14 protein-coding genes are annotated in these 16149 nt (G+C 67.5%); 8 read left to right on the top strand and 6 right to left on the bottom strand.

Translation table 11 applies throughout. The features are described from left to right. Window positions 1-7 precede the first annotated feature (7 nt). The 3 genes from HV793_RS17530 to HV793_RS17520 all read right to left on the bottom strand — a co-directional run bounded on the left by HV793_RS17530 (window position 8) and on the right by HV793_RS17520 (window position 3523). Complete coding sequence (locus tag HV793_RS17530) at window positions 8-547, bottom strand: VOC family protein (protein ID WP_175162222.1); 540 nt, start codon at window positions 545-547, stop codon at window positions 8-10. Between the two features lie 66 nt (window positions 548-613). Next, window positions 614-2494, bottom strand: a complete 1881-nt coding sequence (locus tag HV793_RS17525; protein WP_054456225.1) for a TRAP transporter large permease — start codon at window positions 2492-2494, stop codon at window positions 614-616. A 9-nt stretch (window positions 2495-2503) separates the two neighbouring features. Further along, window positions 2504-3523, bottom strand: a complete 1020-nt coding sequence (locus HV793_RS17520; RefSeq protein ID WP_175213670.1) for a TRAP transporter substrate-binding protein — start codon at window positions 3521-3523, stop codon at window positions 2504-2506. Between the two features lie 112 nt (window positions 3524-3635). On the opposite strand from HV793_RS17520, the gene HV793_RS17515 reads away from it, so the two are divergent. The 7 genes from HV793_RS17515 (at window position 3636) to HV793_RS17485 (ending at window position 9880) form a co-directional block, all read left to right on the top strand. Next, window positions 3636-4697, top strand: a complete 1062-nt coding sequence (locus tag HV793_RS17515; protein ID WP_054456227.1) for a LacI family DNA-binding transcriptional regulator — start codon at window positions 3636-3638, stop codon at window positions 4695-4697. A 114-nt stretch (window positions 4698-4811) separates the two neighbouring features. Continuing rightward, window positions 4812-5711, top strand: a complete 900-nt coding sequence (locus HV793_RS17510; RefSeq protein WP_175213669.1) for a LysR family transcriptional regulator — start codon at window positions 4812-4814, stop codon at window positions 5709-5711. A gap of 101 nt (window positions 5712-5812) precedes the next feature. Continuing rightward, the gene (locus HV793_RS17505) at window positions 5813-6721 is read left to right on the top strand and encodes a transporter substrate-binding domain-containing protein (RefSeq protein WP_119451261.1); all 909 of its coding nucleotides are present in this window, start codon (window positions 5813-5815) and stop codon (window positions 6719-6721) included. An 82-nt stretch (window positions 6722-6803) separates the two neighbouring features. Continuing rightward, complete coding sequence (locus tag HV793_RS17500) at window positions 6804-7559, top strand: amino acid ABC transporter permease (protein ID WP_054456483.1); 756 nt, start codon at window positions 6804-6806, stop codon at window positions 7557-7559. Next, window positions 7556-8239, top strand: coding sequence for an amino acid ABC transporter permease (locus HV793_RS17495; RefSeq protein WP_054456230.1), 684 nt, complete (start codon window positions 7556-7558; stop codon window positions 8237-8239). The genes HV793_RS17500 and HV793_RS17495 overlap by 4 nt, the downstream gene beginning before the upstream one ends. Before the next feature lie 27 nt (window positions 8240-8266). Further along, window positions 8267-8995 carry an amino acid ABC transporter ATP-binding protein gene (locus tag HV793_RS17490; protein ID WP_054456231.1) on the top strand — a complete coding sequence of 243 codons (729 nt, stop codon included), beginning with the start codon at window positions 8267-8269 and terminating at the stop codon, window positions 8993-8995. Between the two features lie 24 nt (window positions 8996-9019). Next, complete coding sequence (locus HV793_RS17485) at window positions 9020-9880, top strand: D-amino acid aminotransferase (RefSeq protein ID WP_175213668.1); 861 nt, start codon at window positions 9020-9022, stop codon at window positions 9878-9880. A gap of 219 nt (window positions 9881-10099) precedes the next feature. Here HV793_RS17485 and HV793_RS17480 read toward each other — a convergent pair whose 3' ends face one another. After that, on the bottom strand, window positions 10100-10948 hold the full coding sequence (locus HV793_RS17480; protein WP_054456233.1) for a class I SAM-dependent methyltransferase: 849 nt from the start codon (window positions 10946-10948) through the stop codon (window positions 10100-10102). Between the two features lie 125 nt (window positions 10949-11073). Between HV793_RS17480 and HV793_RS17475 the strand changes: the two genes are divergently transcribed. Further along, entirely contained in the window at window positions 11074-13125 is a 2052-nt protein-coding gene (locus HV793_RS17475; protein WP_175213667.1) for a transcriptional regulator, read from the top strand. Between the two features lie 17 nt (window positions 13126-13142). Here HV793_RS17475 and nirD read toward each other — a convergent pair whose 3' ends face one another. After that, window positions 13143-13493, bottom strand: a complete 351-nt coding sequence (gene nirD, locus HV793_RS17470; RefSeq protein ID WP_175213666.1) for a nitrite reductase small subunit NirD — start codon at window positions 13491-13493, stop codon at window positions 13143-13145. After that, window positions 13493-16042, bottom strand: coding sequence for a nitrite reductase large subunit NirB (gene nirB, locus HV793_RS17465; RefSeq protein WP_175213665.1), 2550 nt, complete (start codon window positions 16040-16042; stop codon window positions 13493-13495). The genes nirD and nirB overlap by 1 nt, the downstream gene beginning before the upstream one ends. Window positions 16043-16149: the final 107 nt, after the last annotated feature.

The following is a 16149-nucleotide window of genomic DNA, read 5'->3' as shown; positions in this document are numbered from 1 at the left end:
AAGGGGATCAGATCCGGTTCAGATCGGGGAAGGGGCGCACGGGGTCCTTGCCGTCCCAATCCCGGGCGCTGTCGCGGATCAGGTCGAACAGGCGGCCCTTGGGACCGGCCACTTCGGACAGCTCGATCACGGTGCCGGGGTGGTACTCGGTGTCGAAGTAGATGAAGCGGCCTTTCTCGCCCACTTCGCCGCTCATCTTGGGCTTGAAGCCCTGCGCCAGCAGGCGCTCCAGGTCGGCGTCGTAGCTTTCGGTCCAATAGGCCACGTGCTGCAGCCCGGTGCGGCCGGCCTGCAGGAAGTCGCGGTACATGGAGGGCACGTCGTTGCGGGTCTGGATCAGCTCGACCTGCACGAAGCCGGAATTCGCCAGCGCCACCGAGTTGTGCGGTTCGTGGCGCTCGCCGTCGTACTGGTAGTTCACGATGGGCACGCGCGGGTTGTAGTACCAGGGCCCCACGCCCAGCGTGCTGCTCCAGTAGTCCATGGCGGCTTCGATGTCGTGCACCACATAACCGAGTTGGCGGATTTCGCCCAGGAAACGACTCATGATGGATTCTTTGCGGGAGAGGTTTGAGGATGTCGGGAGGATGCGGCCCGCTGCGGGCCGCGGACCTCACAGGAAACCGATGGAGAACCAGGGGAAGGCCGCGACGATCACCAGGCCCACCAGCAGCGCGGCGACGTAGCCCCAGATCGGGCCTATGCCTTCGTTGGGATCGACCCGGCTGATGGCGCAGGCGCCGTAGTAGCCCACGCCGAAGGGCGGCGCGAACAGGCCTATGCCCATGGCGAAGATCACGACCATGGCGTAGTGCACTTCGTGCACGCCGGCCTGCGCCGCGATCGGGAACAGCAGCGGGCCGAACAGCACGATGGCGGGTATGCCTTCCAGCACGCTGCCCAGGATGATGAAGGCTACGATGGAGACGGCCAGGAAGCCGTAGCTGCCGCCGGGCATGCCGGCCATCAGCTTGGCCAGGTCGCCGGAGAAGCCGGACTGCGTCAGCGCCCAGGCCATGGCGGTGGCGCAGCCCACGATCAGCATGATGGCGCCCGACAACGAGGCGGTCTCGATCAGCATGGGCTTCAAGCGGGCCCAGTCGAAGCGCCGGTAGATCAGCAGGCCGACCACGGCCGAATACACGATGCCGATGGTCGAGACCTCGGTGGCGGTGGCCACGCCTTCGACGACCGCGGCGCGGATCACGAAGGGCAGGGCCACGGCGGGCAGGGCGATGACGAAGAAGCGTCCGATCTCGCGGGCGCTGAAGCGCTGCGCCAGGCTCAGGTCTTCCTTGCGGTAGCGCCACCACACCACCGAGCACAAGGCCAGGCCCAGCACCACGGCCGGCAGCAGCCCGCCCGTGAAGAGCGCGGCGATGGACACGCCGGTCACCGAGCCGATGGTGATGAGCACGATGGACGGCGGAATGGTCTCGGTCTGCGCGCCGGTGGCCGACAGCAGCGCCACCAGGTCGCCGGGTTTGGCGCCGCGCTTCTGCATTTCCGGGAACAGCACGGGCGCGATGGCTGCCATGTCGGCGATCTTGGATCCCGAGATGCCGGACACCAGGTACATGGCGCCGATCAGCACATAGGACAGTCCGCCGCGCACGTGGCCCAGCAGGCTGGCGAGGAACTGGATCATGGCGCGCGCCATGCCGGTCATCTCGATCAGCGAACCCAGGAAGATGAAGAGCGGCACCGCCAGCAGCATCAAATGCGACATGCCCTCGTCCAGCCGGCCCACCATCACCACCATGGGCGTGTTGGTGGTCAGGGCCAGGTAGGAGAACGTGGCCAGCGCGAACGAAAAGGCAATGGGCACGCCCGAGAACACCGTGGCGGCGACGATGCCCACGAAGAAGATCAGCAGGTTCAGCTTGCCCAGCGTGGCGAAGAGGGGCTGCGCCACCCAGAACAGCGCGACCACCGCCGCGGCTCCCGCCAGCGCCGCCAGCATTTGCGGCGCGGTCTGGGTGCGCAGGAGGCGCAGCAGCGCCACCACCGCCATCAGTCCCATGCCCACCGGAATCGCGGCGGCGCGCCAGGCGTTGCTCAGCTCCAGCGCGGGCGTGATGATGAAGTGTTCTTCATGCGCGTACTCCACGGCGGGCGCCAGGATCAGCGCCAGGAAGGCCAGCGATGCGGCCAGCGCCAGCGTTTCCAGCTGGGCGCGGCGCGCGGGGCTGACGTTGTTGACCAGCGCCGTCATCCGCATGTGTTCGCCGCGCCGCAGGGCGACCACCGCGCCCAGCATCGACAGCCACAGGAACAGGATGGACGCCAGCTCGTCGGACCAGACCAGCGGACTGTGGAAGGCGTAGCGCGCGACGACGCCCGCGAACAACACGGCGATCTCGATCAGCACGATGGCCGCGGCCACGTGTTCGACCACGCTGCCCAGCAGCGCGTCTAGGGCGCCGGCGGCGCGGCGCAGCGGATGGGCCGGCAGCGCCTGCGGCGCGGCGTGGGGAGCGGACAGGGAGGACATGGCGCGTCCTCAGGCCAGCTTGCCGACGGCCTGCTCCAGCAGGGTCCAGGCTTCGTCGCCGAAGCGGCCCTGCCATTCCTTGTAGAAGCCGGCCGCGCGCAATTGCTCGCGGAAGCTGTCGGCCGACGGCTGGTTGAACAGCAGGCCCTTGCCCTCCAGGTCCGACTGCACCGAGGCGTTGAGCTTCTTGATGTCTTCGCGCTGGGCCAGGCCCGCCTCGTTGATGCCGCGCGCCACCACCGTCTTCAGGTCCTGCGGCAGGCCTTCCCACATGCGGCCGTTGGCGATGAACCAGTAGCCGTCCCAGATGTGGTTGGTGAGCGAGCAGTATTTCTGCACTTCGTACAGCTTGGCCACCTGGATGATGGGCAAGGGGTTCTCCTGCGCGTCCACCACCTTGGTCTGCAGCGAGGAATAGACCTCGCTGAACTGCAGGCTGGCGGGGGCGGCGCCCAGGCCCTTGAACATGGAGATCGGCAGCGAGCTGACCGGCACGCGGATCTTCAGCCCTTCCATGTCGGCGGCGGACTTGACCGGCGCCTTGCTGCTGGTGGTCTGGCGAAAGCCGTTGTCCCACATCTTTTCGAAGGCGTAGAGGCGGCGCTGTGCGATGGCGGCGCGCACGTGGGCGCCCAGCGCGCCGTCCATGGCGCTCCAGACCTGGTTGTAGTCCTTGAAGGCGAAGCCCACGGCATTGATCGCCGCCACCGGCACCAGGGTCGCGATGACCAGTGCGGAAGGGGTGAAGAAGTCGATGCCGCCCGAGCGCACCTGGGCCAGCATGTCGGTGTCCCCGCCCAACTGGTTGTTCGGGAAGATCTTGATGTCCACGCGGCCGTTGCTTTCCTTGAGGATGCGTTCGGCGGCTTCCTGGGCGCGGATGTTCAGCGGGTGCGTGACCGGCAGGTTGTTGCCGTACTTGAGCGTGTAGTCGGCGGCGCGGGCGATCAGCGGGAAGCCCGAGGTCAGGGCGACGGCGGGAACCGCGCAAAGGCGGCGCAGGGCGCTACGGCGTGTCAGCAGCTTCATGGTTGTCTCCATAATCTTGGTTATGATGTTTTTTGATGTGCCACAACAGCGCCAGTACCATGCGGCAGAGTGGACAATAGTGAATCGTTGCCAATATCGTCAAACCTGATTAATGATGGATTTTGATGTGAATCGCATGCCTCCCGAACGCAAGCTCGCGCGTCTGGCCGATGTGGCGGAGCGCGCAGGAGTGTCCACCGCCACGGCCGACCGGGTCCTGAACCGCAGGCCCGGCGTGCGCGCCAGTACCGCCCAGAAAGTCTTCAAGGCGGCCATCGAACTGGACTATCTGCCGGAACAGGAGGTCCGTGCGGCCGCGGCGCCGGAACCCTTGCGGCTGGTGTTCCTGCTGCCGCGCGGCAGCAACCGCTACCTGCGCATGCTGGGCGATACCGTGAGCTATGCGCAGGAGCACTTCGGGCCGCTCAACGCCAGGTGCCAGGTCGAGTACGTGGAGAGCTTCAATCCGGATGCGCTGGCGCAGGCCCTGGCCAAGCACGGCAAGCGCGCCGACGGCATCGCCTTCATGGCGCTGGAGCATCCGGCGGTGCGCGAGGCCGTCAACCTGCTGGCGCAGCAGGGCGTGCCGGCGGTGACGCTGATCTCCGATCTGGCCAACAGCGCCCGCGTGGCCTATGTGGGCCTGGACAACCGCGCGGCCGGGCGCACCGCGGGCTACCTGATCGCACGCTTTATCGGGTCGCGCGCGGCGCACGTGGCGCTGATCGCCGGGTCGCGCCACTACCGCGCCCACGAAGAGCGGGAAGGCGGCTTCCTGCAGCTGTACGCCGAACAGTTCCAGGCCATGCAGGTGGTGGACCTGCGCGAAGGCTACGACGACGCGCAGCGCAACTACGAGCAGACCCGCCAGCTGCTGGAGCAGTATCCGCAGCTGGCCGGCATCTACAACATCGGCGGAGCCTCGGATGGCGTGGCGCGCGCGCTGAAGGAAGCCGGGCAGCAACACCGGGTGGTCTTCATCGGTCACGGCCTCACGCCCGACACCCGCGCGCTGCTGATCGACGGCACCATGGACGCCGTCATCACGCAAAGCCCGATGGAGGCGCTGATGAGCTGCGTGCGCATCTTCTGCAACCTGCGCGACAAGCGCAGTCCGATGAACGGGGTGGAGCTGGCGCGCAGCCAGGTGATCTTCCGGGAAAACCTGCCCTAGACGGAAAAGTCGGGAGTAACCCTGACTGCGGGGGCGTTATGCAAACTATGCATAAGCCCGCCGGGCGCGGTCCCTATACTGCCTCGCATTCACTCTGACGGCGCGGCGGTTGCAATGGATCTACGTTGGTTCCAGGATTTCCTGACCTTGGCGGAATGCGGACAGTTCACCACGGCGGCTGAGCTGCGGCATGTATCGCAGTCGGCATTCAGCCGCCGCATCCAGTCCCTGGAAACCTGGGCGGGCGCCGCGCTGATAGACCGCGGCTGCTTTCCCTTGCGTCTGACGGCGGCGGGCGAACAGTTCCGTTCCAACGCCGCCGAAATCGTGCGCAAGGTGGTGGATGCGCGCGGCGAGGCCGGCGTCACCGGCCATGACGGCGCAGTCCTCAGGGTCGCCATGCCGCATTGCCTGGCGACCTCGCACTTCCCGGGCTGGTGCGTCCGCTGGAAGGAAGCGAGCGGGGTCGAGTCGCTGCGCCTGCATGTGGGCAATGTGCATGATTCGGTGGAGTGGCTGGCGGCCGGCGTGGTGGACCTGCTGGTGTGCTTTCGCCACGCCGCGGAAGACATACAGCTGGATCCGCAAGCCTATATGCGGACCGGCATGGAGCCCGACTTCCTGCGGCTGTTCCGCCCCGCCACGATGCCGGTGGACGAGACCGCACTGTACGACGCCGATTCTGCCGCGCGTTACCCCTATGTGTCGCACGCCCAGGGCGCCTATTTCCGGCGGCTGGTCGACCTGTCTTGCGGCGACCTCTTGCAACGCCCCGTCCTGCAGCGCGTCTGCGAAACCGATTTCGTGGACGGCGCCCGCACGCTGGTCAGCGCCGGCGTGGGTTTGGCGTGGCTGCCCGAGTCCAGCGCCCGGGTGTCGGTGGACGCGGGAGAGATCGTGGCGATCAAGGACAGGCGCTGCGCCGTCCCGATGCAGATCTGCATGTATGCGCGCCGCCAGGGACCAGCCCAAGAGCCGGTGGAGCGCGTGTTCAACCTCTATACCCAACGTTGACTGGCCGCGCCCGAAGCTCCCGCCACGGCCGGGAGACGGGCGCGCTCGGCGGCGAGTCCTGCGCAGCACCCCACAAGTACATGAATCCCAAGGAGAAAAGCATGGCACTTTCCATCAAGGCATTGATCGCGGCATTGACGGTTGCAATGGCAGGCCCCGTCGCGGCCCAGCAGCTGGACGGCACGCTGAAGAAGGTCGCGGACACCGGCGCGATCACCATCGGCCATCGCGAGACCTCGATTCCGTTTTCCTATTACGACGGCAACCAGAAGCCTGTCGGCTACTCGATCGACATCTGCAATCGCATCGTCAGCGCGGTGCAGGCCCGTCTGAAGCGCAGCGACATCCAGGTGAAGTATCTGCCCGTCACCTCCGCCACGCGCATTCCGCTGATGGGCAACGGCACCATAGACCTGGAATGCGCCTCGACTTCCAACACCCTGGACCGCCAGCAGCAGGTGGCGTTCTCGGTCACGACCTTCGTCACCGGCAACCGGTTCCTCAGCCAGAAGTCTTCCAAGTTGCGCAGCGTCGACGATCTGAAGGGCAAGGTCGTGGCCTCGACCTCCGGGACCGCGAACATCCGCCAGATCAACGAGCTGAACGAAAAGCGCGGGCTGGGCATGAGGATCGTGCCCGTGAAGGAACACGCGGAAGGCTTTCTGATGGTCGAGACCGGCCGCGCCGCCGCTTTCGTCATGGACGACATCCTGCTCTACGGCCTGATCGCCAACGCCAAGCAGCCGGACCGCTACGAGGTGTCCGACGAGTCTCTGTCGATCGAACCCTACGCCATCATGCTGCGCCGCGACGATCCGCAGTTCAAGGCGCTGGTGGACGACACCATCAAGACGCTCTATGCCAGCGGCGAGTTCCAGGCGCTGTATGACCGCTGGTACCGCAGCCCGCTGCCGCCCAAGGGCATCAACCTGAACGTGGCGATGAGCGAGGCGCTCAAGCGCGTGGTCGCCACGCCCACCGATTCGGGCGATCCCGCCGCCTACCGCTAGGCCCGGAACCTGCCGCAATACGCCGATGCGCGGCCCCGCCCCGGGGGCCGGGACCGCGCGCGGCCTGATCATCGAGAAAAGCATGGCATATCAATGGAATTGGGGCGTGCTGCTGGCCCCGTCGCCCGATGGCGGGCAAACCTATCTGCAAACCCTGCTGGACGGGTTGAGCGTGACGGTCAAGACCGCGGCGCTGGCGTGGCTGATCGCGCTGGCGCTGGGCCTGGCGGTTGGCGTCGCGCGCACGCTGCCCTACCGCGGGGTGCGCGCGGCGGGGGCCGTCTATGTGGAAGTGTTCCGGAACATCCCGCTGATCGTGCAGATGTTCCTGTGGTACTTCGTCTTGCCGGAGCTGCTGCCTGCCGCGGCCGGAGACTGGATCAAGCAGTTGCCCGACGCGTCCTTCTACACGGCGGCGCTGGCCATCGGCATGTACATGTCGGCGCGCATCGGCGAACAGCTGCGCGCCGGGATCGAGGCCCTGCCCAAAGGGCAGCGCAACGCGGGCCTGGCGCTGGGACTGACCTTGCCCCAGCTGTACTGGCACGTGCTGTTGCCGAATGCGCTGCGCACGGTCCTGCCCACCATGACTTCGGATTGCCTGAACACCATCAAGAACACTTCGGTGGCGCTGACCATCGGGCTGGCGGAACTGACCGCCCAGGCCCATGCGATGCAGGAGTTTTCGTTCCAGGTGTTCGAGGCGTTCCTGACCGCGACCATGGCCTATCTGGCGCTCAACCTGATTGTGATCGTGGTGATGCGGGCGCTCGAATACAAGTTGCGCATTCCGGGGCGCGCAGTCGGCGGGCGTGCGGCGAAAGGGGGCAGGGCATGACGGATTTCGACCTTCAAGCCATCGTCGACGCGCTGCCGTACCTGATCCTGTCGGGCCTGCGCTTTACCCTGCTGCTGACCTTCACGTCGACCGTGGGCGGCCTGCTGCTGGGCACCTTGCTGGCGATTGCGCGGCTGTACGGCGGCCGTCTGCTGGCCTGGCCCGCCACGGTGTATGTGAACCTGTTCCGCTCGCTGCCGCTGGTGCTGGTGATCTTCCTGATCTATTTCATCCTGCCTTACGCATTGCAGGCGGTTACGGGGGCTGAGCGGCCCATCGTGCTGGGCGCCATGGGGTCGGCCTTCATTACCTTCATCCTGTTCGAGGCCGCGTATTTCTCCGAGATCATCCGGGCAGGCGTGGGCAGCGTGGGGCACGGCCAGTATGCGGCGGGCAGCGCCCTGGGCCTCACCCACGGACAGGTGCTGCGCAAGGTGATCCTGCCGCAGGCGTTCCGCAACATGCTGCCGGTGCTGCTGACGCAGGTGATCGTCATCTTCCAGGAAACGGCGCTGGTCTATGTCCTGTCGCTCACGGATTTCCTTGGGGCCGCGACCAAGATCGCGCAGCGCGACAACCGCCTGGTGGAGATGTACATGCTGGTGGCGCTGGTGTTTTTCGTGATCTCGTTCACCGCTTCGCGCGGCGTGCGGGCGCTGCGCGCCCGGATCGGGGCCTGAAGCTGTTTCCATGAGGAGTCTACATACATGATCGAGATCGAACAGGTCGGCAAGCGCTACGGCGATCTGCCGGTGCTCAAGCAATGTTCGCTGCGCGTGCGGCGCGGCGAGGTCGTGGTGGTCTGCGGGCCGTCCGGGTCGGGCAAGTCCACGCTGATCAAATGCGTGAACCGGCTGGAACCCTTCGATGCGGGCCGCATCGTGGTCGACGGCACCGACGTCGGCGCGCCCGGCACGGACCTGCCCAAGCTGCGCGCCCGCGTCGGCATGGTGTTCCAGCATTTCGAACTGTTCCCGCATCTGACGGTGCTGGAGAACGTCTGCCTGGGGCAGGTCAGCGTGCTGGGCCGCAGCCGCGCGCAGGCTTTGGAGAAGGCGGCCGCGCTATTGGAGCGCGTCGGCGTGGCGGCGCATGGCGGCAAGCATCCGGGACAGCTTTCGGGCGGCCAGCAGCAGCGGGTCGCGATTGCGCGGGCGCTGGCCATGGACCCGGTGGTGATGCTGTTCGACGAGCCGACTTCGGCGCTGGATCCGGAAATGATCGGCGAAGTGCTGGATGTGATGACGGGGCTGGCGCGCGACGGCATGACCATGATGGTCGTCACGCACGAAATGGGATTCGCGCGCCGCGTCGCCGACCGCGTCGTGTTCATGGAGTCCGGAGAGATCGTCGACGACGCCAGCGCCGAGGCGTTCTTCGGCAACGCCGCGTCGGCGCGCTCGCGCGCCTTCCTGTCCCGCATCATCAGCCACTGATTTCCCTTACCCACAAGAACTTCCATGTCCTCCATTTTCCATATCAACGGCAGTCTTGTTCCGGCCGAGCAGGCCGTCATCCCGGCGCTGGACCGGGGCTTTCTTTTTGGCGACGGCGTCTATGAGGTGATCGCGGTGATCGACGGCCTGCTGCTGGAGTTCGAGCGGCACGCCGCCCGCCTGGCGCGCAGCCTGGCCGAAGTCGGCATCCGCAATCCGCTGCCGCGCGACACGCTGCTGGCGCGTTGCCGCGAACTGGTGCTGCGCAACGGCTTGCGCGAAGGGTCCGTCTATGTGCAGGTGACGCGCGGCGCGGACAGCAAGCGCGACTTCGCTTTTCCCGCCGACGTCGAGCCCACCGTGATGATGTACGTCAGCGAGAAGTCCTTGCGCGTGAATCCGCTGGCGGAATCTGGCGTGCGGGTGGCAAGCGTGCCGGACATGCGCTGGCAGCGGCGCGACATCAAGAGCGTGTCGCTGATCGCCCAGGTGCTGGCCAAGCAGGCCGCGCAGGGCGCGGGCGCGTTCGAGGCGTTGATGGTCGATGCCGACGGCGTGGTGACGGAAGGCTCGTCGTCGAGCGCGCTGCTGGTGGATGCGCAAGGACGGATCGTGGTGCGGCCCTTGTCGCGCGAGATACTGCCGGGCTGCACGCGCGCCGCGGTGCTGGCGTTGGCCGCCAAGCGCGGGGTGGCGGTGGAAGAACGCAAGTTCACGCTGGACGAATGCCGGCGGGCGACGGAGCTGGTGTTGACGTCGGCATTGCACTTCGTGCTGCCGGTCATCGAGCTGGACGGCCAGCCCATCGGCACGGGCCGGCCCGGACCCGTGTGCCGCGAGCTGCGGCAGCTGTATATGGAGTACGCGCTGGCCTCGGCGCTATAGCGGCGCGCGAGCCATGGCGGGCGTATGATTCCGCATAAGGGCTCGCACCCCGTCCGGCAATGGCCGGCACGCCATTGCCTACCTCATCGTATGGTTGCTCTACATCGGCCGCCCGGGCCATTCCGCGGGCGGCCGTGAAGGCGTTGCGCCATGGATCGCTTCCCGTCCGCTGTCCGCGTGGATGGCCCGGACCGGCCCAAGCCAGGCATCAAGGTCCGGTCACCGGCGCGTCACCACGATCTCCAGGTATTCGCTGGGTACGACCATCGTGCCATCGCCAGAGCGGTTATACCGGTCTATTTGCACCATGAGGTCGCTGGTCAGCGTGGCTTGCGCCGCCGGGTCCAATGCGCCGAACGCCTTGAGCAGGGGGCCGTAGTAGGTCTTGAAGACCTGCAGCCAGTGTTCCGGGGAGCGGTAGCGGAACACGAAGTGGCGGGGCTCGGCCTGGATCGACGAGGCATGCGGACCGAACATTTCGTCGATGCGCGCCCGGGTGCCCCACAGCGCCGGCGACTTGACCCCGGCGGGCGGCGGCAGATGCTTGCCGATGGTCTTGAAGACCTGGCCGATGAAACCGTCAGGCGTCCAGTTGGCCAGGCCGATCTTGCCGCCAGCGCGGCAGACGCGGACCATTTCGGCGGCCGCCTGGTCCTGGTCGGGGGTGAACATCACCCCGAAGGTCGAGACGACCGCGTCGAATCCGCCATCCGGGAACGGCAGGGCCTCGGCGTCGGCTTCCTGGAATTCGATCTTCAAGTGCTCGGCGGCGGCGCGTTCGCGGCCGCGTCCCAGCAGCGCTGGCACATAGTCGGTCGAAACGACATCGCACCAGCGGCGGGCGGCGGCCAGCGAGGCATTGCCGTTGCCGGCGGCGACATCAAGCACCTTCTGTCCGGCGCGGACGTCCAGCGATTCGCACAGCTGTTCTCCTACGATCTGCAGCGTGGTGCCGACTACGGCATAGTCCCCGGAAGCCCAGGTGCCCTGCTGGCGTGTCTTCAAGGCGGCCAGGTCGGGCTGCGCGGAATCGCGCACGGGGCTGGTGGCGAGGGAGGAAATGGACATGGTCTGTCTCCGTTAAGGCTCTGTGTATGCGGCAGTGCGCGATGCGGGCCTGCCGGGGAACCGCAACCGGCGCCGCGCGGGTTTGCGTGTGCCGTGCTTCCCGGAATCCAAGTTAAGAGCGGGCCATGGAGGCGGGCGTGGTAGCCGGCGTGGAATCGGCCGAGGGTTCGGCCGGCCCCGCGCAGCCGTCCGGTTCCGTCCCCGGCGGCGAGGTCCGGTTGCGCCTGCTCGGACCCATGGCGATCAGCCGGGCGGGCACGGCCCTGGCGCTGCCGCCGTCGCGCAAGCTGCGCGCGCTCATTGCCTATCTGGCGTTGGCCCCGCATCCCGTGCAACGCGCGCATCTGTGCGAACTGCTGTGGGACGTTCCGAACGATCCGCGCGGCGAGCTGCGCTGGTGTCTCAGCAAGGCCAGGACTCTGCTGGACGAGCCCGGCCGGCGCAGGGTGGAGACCGTGCAGGACACGGTGAGGCTGGACCTCGTCGACTGCCACGTCGACGCCATCGAAATCGGCAGCGCGATGCAGCAGGGCATCGCCCAGCTGGACTGCGGGCGGCTGCAAGCGCTGGCCGCGCTGTTTTCGGGCGATTTCCTCGAGGGGCTGGAGATCGACCGCAACCCCTTTTTCAACAACTGGCTGACCGCGCAGCGCCGGCGTTTGAGGGCCTGCCATGCCGCGGTCCTGGAACATCTGGCGGCCAGCCTTCCGGCAGGGTCGGGCGATACCTTCGCCTGCCTGGATAAGTGGCTGCAGCTCGCGCCCTTCGACCGGCGTGCGCATGAGCTGCTGCTGGGCTTGCTGGCGCAGCGCGGTCAATGGCGCGAAGGCGAGGAGCATCTGGCTGCGGCGGTCCGCGCCTTCGAGGCGGACGGGCTGGACTGGCGGCCCTTGCGCGATACGTGGCGGAATCTGAGGGGGCGGGCAAGCGAGACGCTGCGGCTCGAGGCGGCGCCAGGAGCGGCGTCAGAGGCGGCGTCCGCGGAGCGCGCGGGCCGCGCGTCGATCGCGGTGATGCCCTTCGTGGACCGCTCGGCGCAGGCCGGCGTGCGCGGCGGGCTGGCCGATGGCCTGGCCTATGACATCATCACCCGGCTGGCCAAGCTGCGCAGCCTGTTCGTCATAGCGCAAGGCACAGTGTTCGCGCTGGACCAGCGCAACGTGGGACCCGACGAGGCCGGCCGCACGCTCAATGTGGACTATGTCGTGAGCGGGTGGCTGCAGCGTCGGCAAGACCGCATCGCCGTAGCCGTTGAACTCATAGAAGCCCGGACCGCGCGCATCGTGTGGGCGGACGTCTACGACCGGCAGCTGGACGATGCCCTGTTGGCCCTGGACGAAATCGGCAACCGGATCGTGGCCGCCATCGACATCGAAATCGAGGCCGCCGAGCGCAACCGGGCCATTCTGAAGCCGCCGAACTCCCTGGACGCCTGGCAGGCCCATCACCGCGGCCTGTGGCATATGTACCGCTTCAACCGCGCCGACAACGAGCAGGCGCGGCACTTTTTCGAGATGGCCTTGAGGCTCGATCCGACGTTCTCGCGGGCCTACGCGGGCTTGTCATTCACCCATTGGCAGGACGCGTTCCAGCGTTGGGGCGAGCAGGCGCCGGCCATCGACATGGCGTTCGAAGCCGCCGGCCAGGGCCTGATCGCCGATGACCGCGACCCGGCGGCGCATTGGGCCATGGGCCGGGCGCTATGGCTGCGCGGCAGCCAGGATCAATCGCTGGCCGAGTTGACGCGCGCCGTGGATTTGAGCCCGAATTTCGCCCTGGCGCACTACACCCTGGGCTTCGTCCATTGCCAGTCGGGCGACGCCGAGGCCGCGATAGGCTCGTCCGACCATTCGCGCGACCTGAGCCCGTACGACCCGCTGCTGTTCGGCATGCTGGCCGTGCGCGCATTGGCGTTGGTACGCCTGGGCCGGTTCGAGGAAGCCGCCGGCTGGGCGCTGAAGGCGGCGGCCCGCCCCAACGCCCATGTGCACATCCTGGCGATCGCGGCCTGCTGCCTGGCGATAGCCGGCAAGGACGATGAGACCTCCGGCCTGCTGGCCGCGATCCGCAAGACGCATCCCTCATACTGCGTGGACGACTTCCTGGCGGCCTTCCGCCTGGCCGGAGATGCCGAGGCGCTGTTCAGGACGGGCGCCCGGCGCATCGGGCTGGGCTGAGCCGGCGGCGTTGCGTTTCAGGCGATCTCCACCGCATCGCCGTTCAAGCGCGCCCGCCAGGTCCGCAGCCGTTGCTCCGGGTACTGCACGCACGCGCCGTCGGCGAGCCGGAAGTGTTGCTTGTAGAGCGGCGAGGCCACGACGAGTTCGCCGCCTACGTGGCCGACGATGCCGCGGCCGATGACGTTGGCGCCGGACTTGGGGTCGCGGTTATCGATCGCATAAACGCCGTCGCCCGCGGCTTGCGGCACGTAAAACAAGGCAATCTGCGCGCCATCCACCAGCGCCACCACGCCGGAATTTGGCACCAGATCCTGGCGCCGGCAAACCGGTCGCCAGTCTTGGGGTTTGTGGATCAGGGCGTCCATCAGGCAATCTCCTCGGTAATGGCGATGACGCGCGCGGGAGCGGGTCGGGGCTGGCCGCGTTCCTGCACGAACCGGATGCCGGGGTCGGCGCTGGCGTCGTTGACGAAGGTGCGGAAGCGCTTGAGCTTTTCCGGATCGTTCAGCGCGTTGGCCCATTCGCATTCGTAGCGGTCGACCACCAGCTGCATCTGCGCTTCCAGCTCCGCGCACAGGCCCAGGCTGTCCTCCAGCACCACCTGCTTCAGGTAGTCCAGGCCGCCCTCCAGCGATTCGCGCCAGACCGAGGTGCGCTGCAGCTTGTCGGCGGTGCGGATGTAGAACATCAAGAGGCGGTCTATGGTGCGGATGAGGGCGGCGTCGTCCAGGTCGGTGGCGAACAGCTCCGCGTGCCGCGGGCGCATGCCGCCGTTGCCGCAGACGTAGAGGTTCCAGCCGTTTTCGGTGGCGATGACGCCGATGTCCTTGCTTTGCGCCTCGGCGCATTCGCGGGTGCAGCCGGATACTGCGAACTTCAGCTTGTGCGGCGAGCGCAGGCCCTTGTAGCGGTGTTCGATGTCCAGCGCCATCTTGACGCTGTCCTGCACGCCATAGCGGCACCAGGTGCTGCCCACGCAGGACTTCACCGTGCGGGTGGACTTGCCGTAGGCATGGCCGGTCTCGAACCCGGCGGCGATCAGTTCCGCCCAGATTTCCGGCAGCTCGTGCAGTTGCGCGCCGAACAGGTCGATGCGCTGGCCGCCGGTGATCTTGGTGTACAGCTGGTACTTCTTGGCGACCGCGCCGATGGCGATCAGGCCGTCGGGCGTGATCTCGCCCGCGGGTATGCGCGGCACCACCGAATAGGTGCCGTTCTTCTGCATGTTGGCCATGAAGGTGTCGTTGGTGTCCTGCAGCGGCACCAGATGGGGATCCTGGATCGGGCGGTTCCAGCACGAGGCCAGGATGGAGCCCACCGCGGGTTTGCAGATGTCGCAACCCTGCTGGCCGCGCCCGTGGCTGGCCAGGAGCTCGTCGAAGGATTCGATGCCGTTGACGCGCACGATGGCGTACAGCTCCTGGCGCGTGTGGGGAAAGTGTTCGCACAGGCTCTTGTCCACGGCCACGCCGCGGCTGGCCAGTTCGTGTTCGACCACCTGCTTGAGCAGGCTGGCGCAGCCGCCGCAGCCGGAAGCCGCCTTGGTGCAGCCCTTGACCGCGGCCAGGTCGGCACAGCCGCCGTCGATCGCGGCGCAGACCGCGCCCTTGCTCACGTTATGGCAGGAACAGATGGTGGCGGCGGCGGGCAGCGCATCCACGCCCAGGAGCGGCGCACCCTGGCCCTGCGGCAGGATCAGGCTGGCCGGGTCCGCGGGCGGCGCGATGCCGTTCTGCACGTATTGCAGCAGCGTGTCGTAGTAGCTGTTGTCGCCCACCAGCACCGCGCCCAGCACGCGCTTGCCGTCGGCGGACACCACCAGGCGGCGGTAGCCGGCGCCGGCTTCGTCGATGTAGCGGTAGCTGCGCGCGCCGGGCGTGGCGCCGTGGGCGTCGCCGATCGAGCCCACGTCCACGCCCAGCAGCTTGAGCTTGGTGGACATGTCGGCGCCGCTGAATGTCTGCTGGCCGCTGCCGCACAGCGCCGCCGCCACCGTGCGCGCCATCTGGTAGCCGGGCGCCACCAGGCCGAACACGTTGCCGTTCCAGGCCGCGCATTCGCCGATGGCGTAGATGTGCTCATCGCTGCTGCGGCACTGATCGTCGATGGCCACGCCGCCGCGCTCGGCTAGCGTCAGCCCGGCCTTGCGCGCCAGCGTCACCTGCGGCCGGATGCCGGCCGAAAACACGATCAGGTCGGTTTCCAGCGGCGCGCCTTCGGCAAAGCGCATGCGGTAGCGGTACTGCGTGCCGGGCTTGATGTCCTGGGTGGCGCGCGACAGGTGCACGCCCACGCCCAGCGCCTCGATGCGCGCCTTGAGCGCCGCGCCGCCTTGCTCGTCCAGCTGCACCGGCATCAGGCGCGGCGCGAATTCGACCACGTGCGCCTCCAGCTTCAGCGACTTCAGCGCATGGGCGGCTTCCAGCCCCAGCAGGCCGCCGCCCACCACCACGCCGCGGCGCGCGCCGTGCGCAGCCGCGCGGATCAGGTCCAGGTCGTCGAGCGTGCGGTACACCAGGCGCGATGCGCCTTCCGCGCCCGTGATCGGCGGCACGAAGGGGTAGGAGCCCGTCGCAAGTATCAGTTTGTCGTAGGCGCCGCGGCCGCGCGCGGTCACGATCTCGCGCCGGCGGCGGTCGATCTCCAGCACCGGCGTGCCCAGGTGCAGGGTCACGCCTTCCTGTTCATACAGCGCCGCGTCGCCCAGCGCCATCGATTCGGCGTCGCGTCCGTTCAGGTATTCGGACAGGTGCACGCGGTCGTAGGCGCGGCGGCTTTCTTCGCCGTAGACGTGGATGCGGTAGCGCGCAAGCGCGCCGCCGGCGATGAGTTGTTCGACGCAATGGTGGCCCACCATGCCGTTGCCGATGACGACGAGGGTCTGCAGAGAATCGGATGAGGCCGCTACTTTCATGGGATGTCCCCGTGGGCTTGGGTATTCGGGTTTCAGAAAACGCAAAGGCGCCCTGGACCTTGCGGTCGGGGCGCCATTGCCGTTACTGCTCTAGTTGTCTCGCCGGC

Origin of the sequence: Achromobacter aegrifaciens (assembly GCF_902859965.1) — a bacterium.
GTDB classification, from domain to species: domain Bacteria; phylum Pseudomonadota; class Gammaproteobacteria; order Burkholderiales; family Burkholderiaceae_B; genus Achromobacter; species Achromobacter aegrifaciens.
This window is presented reverse-complemented; position numbering and strand designations above follow the sequence as displayed.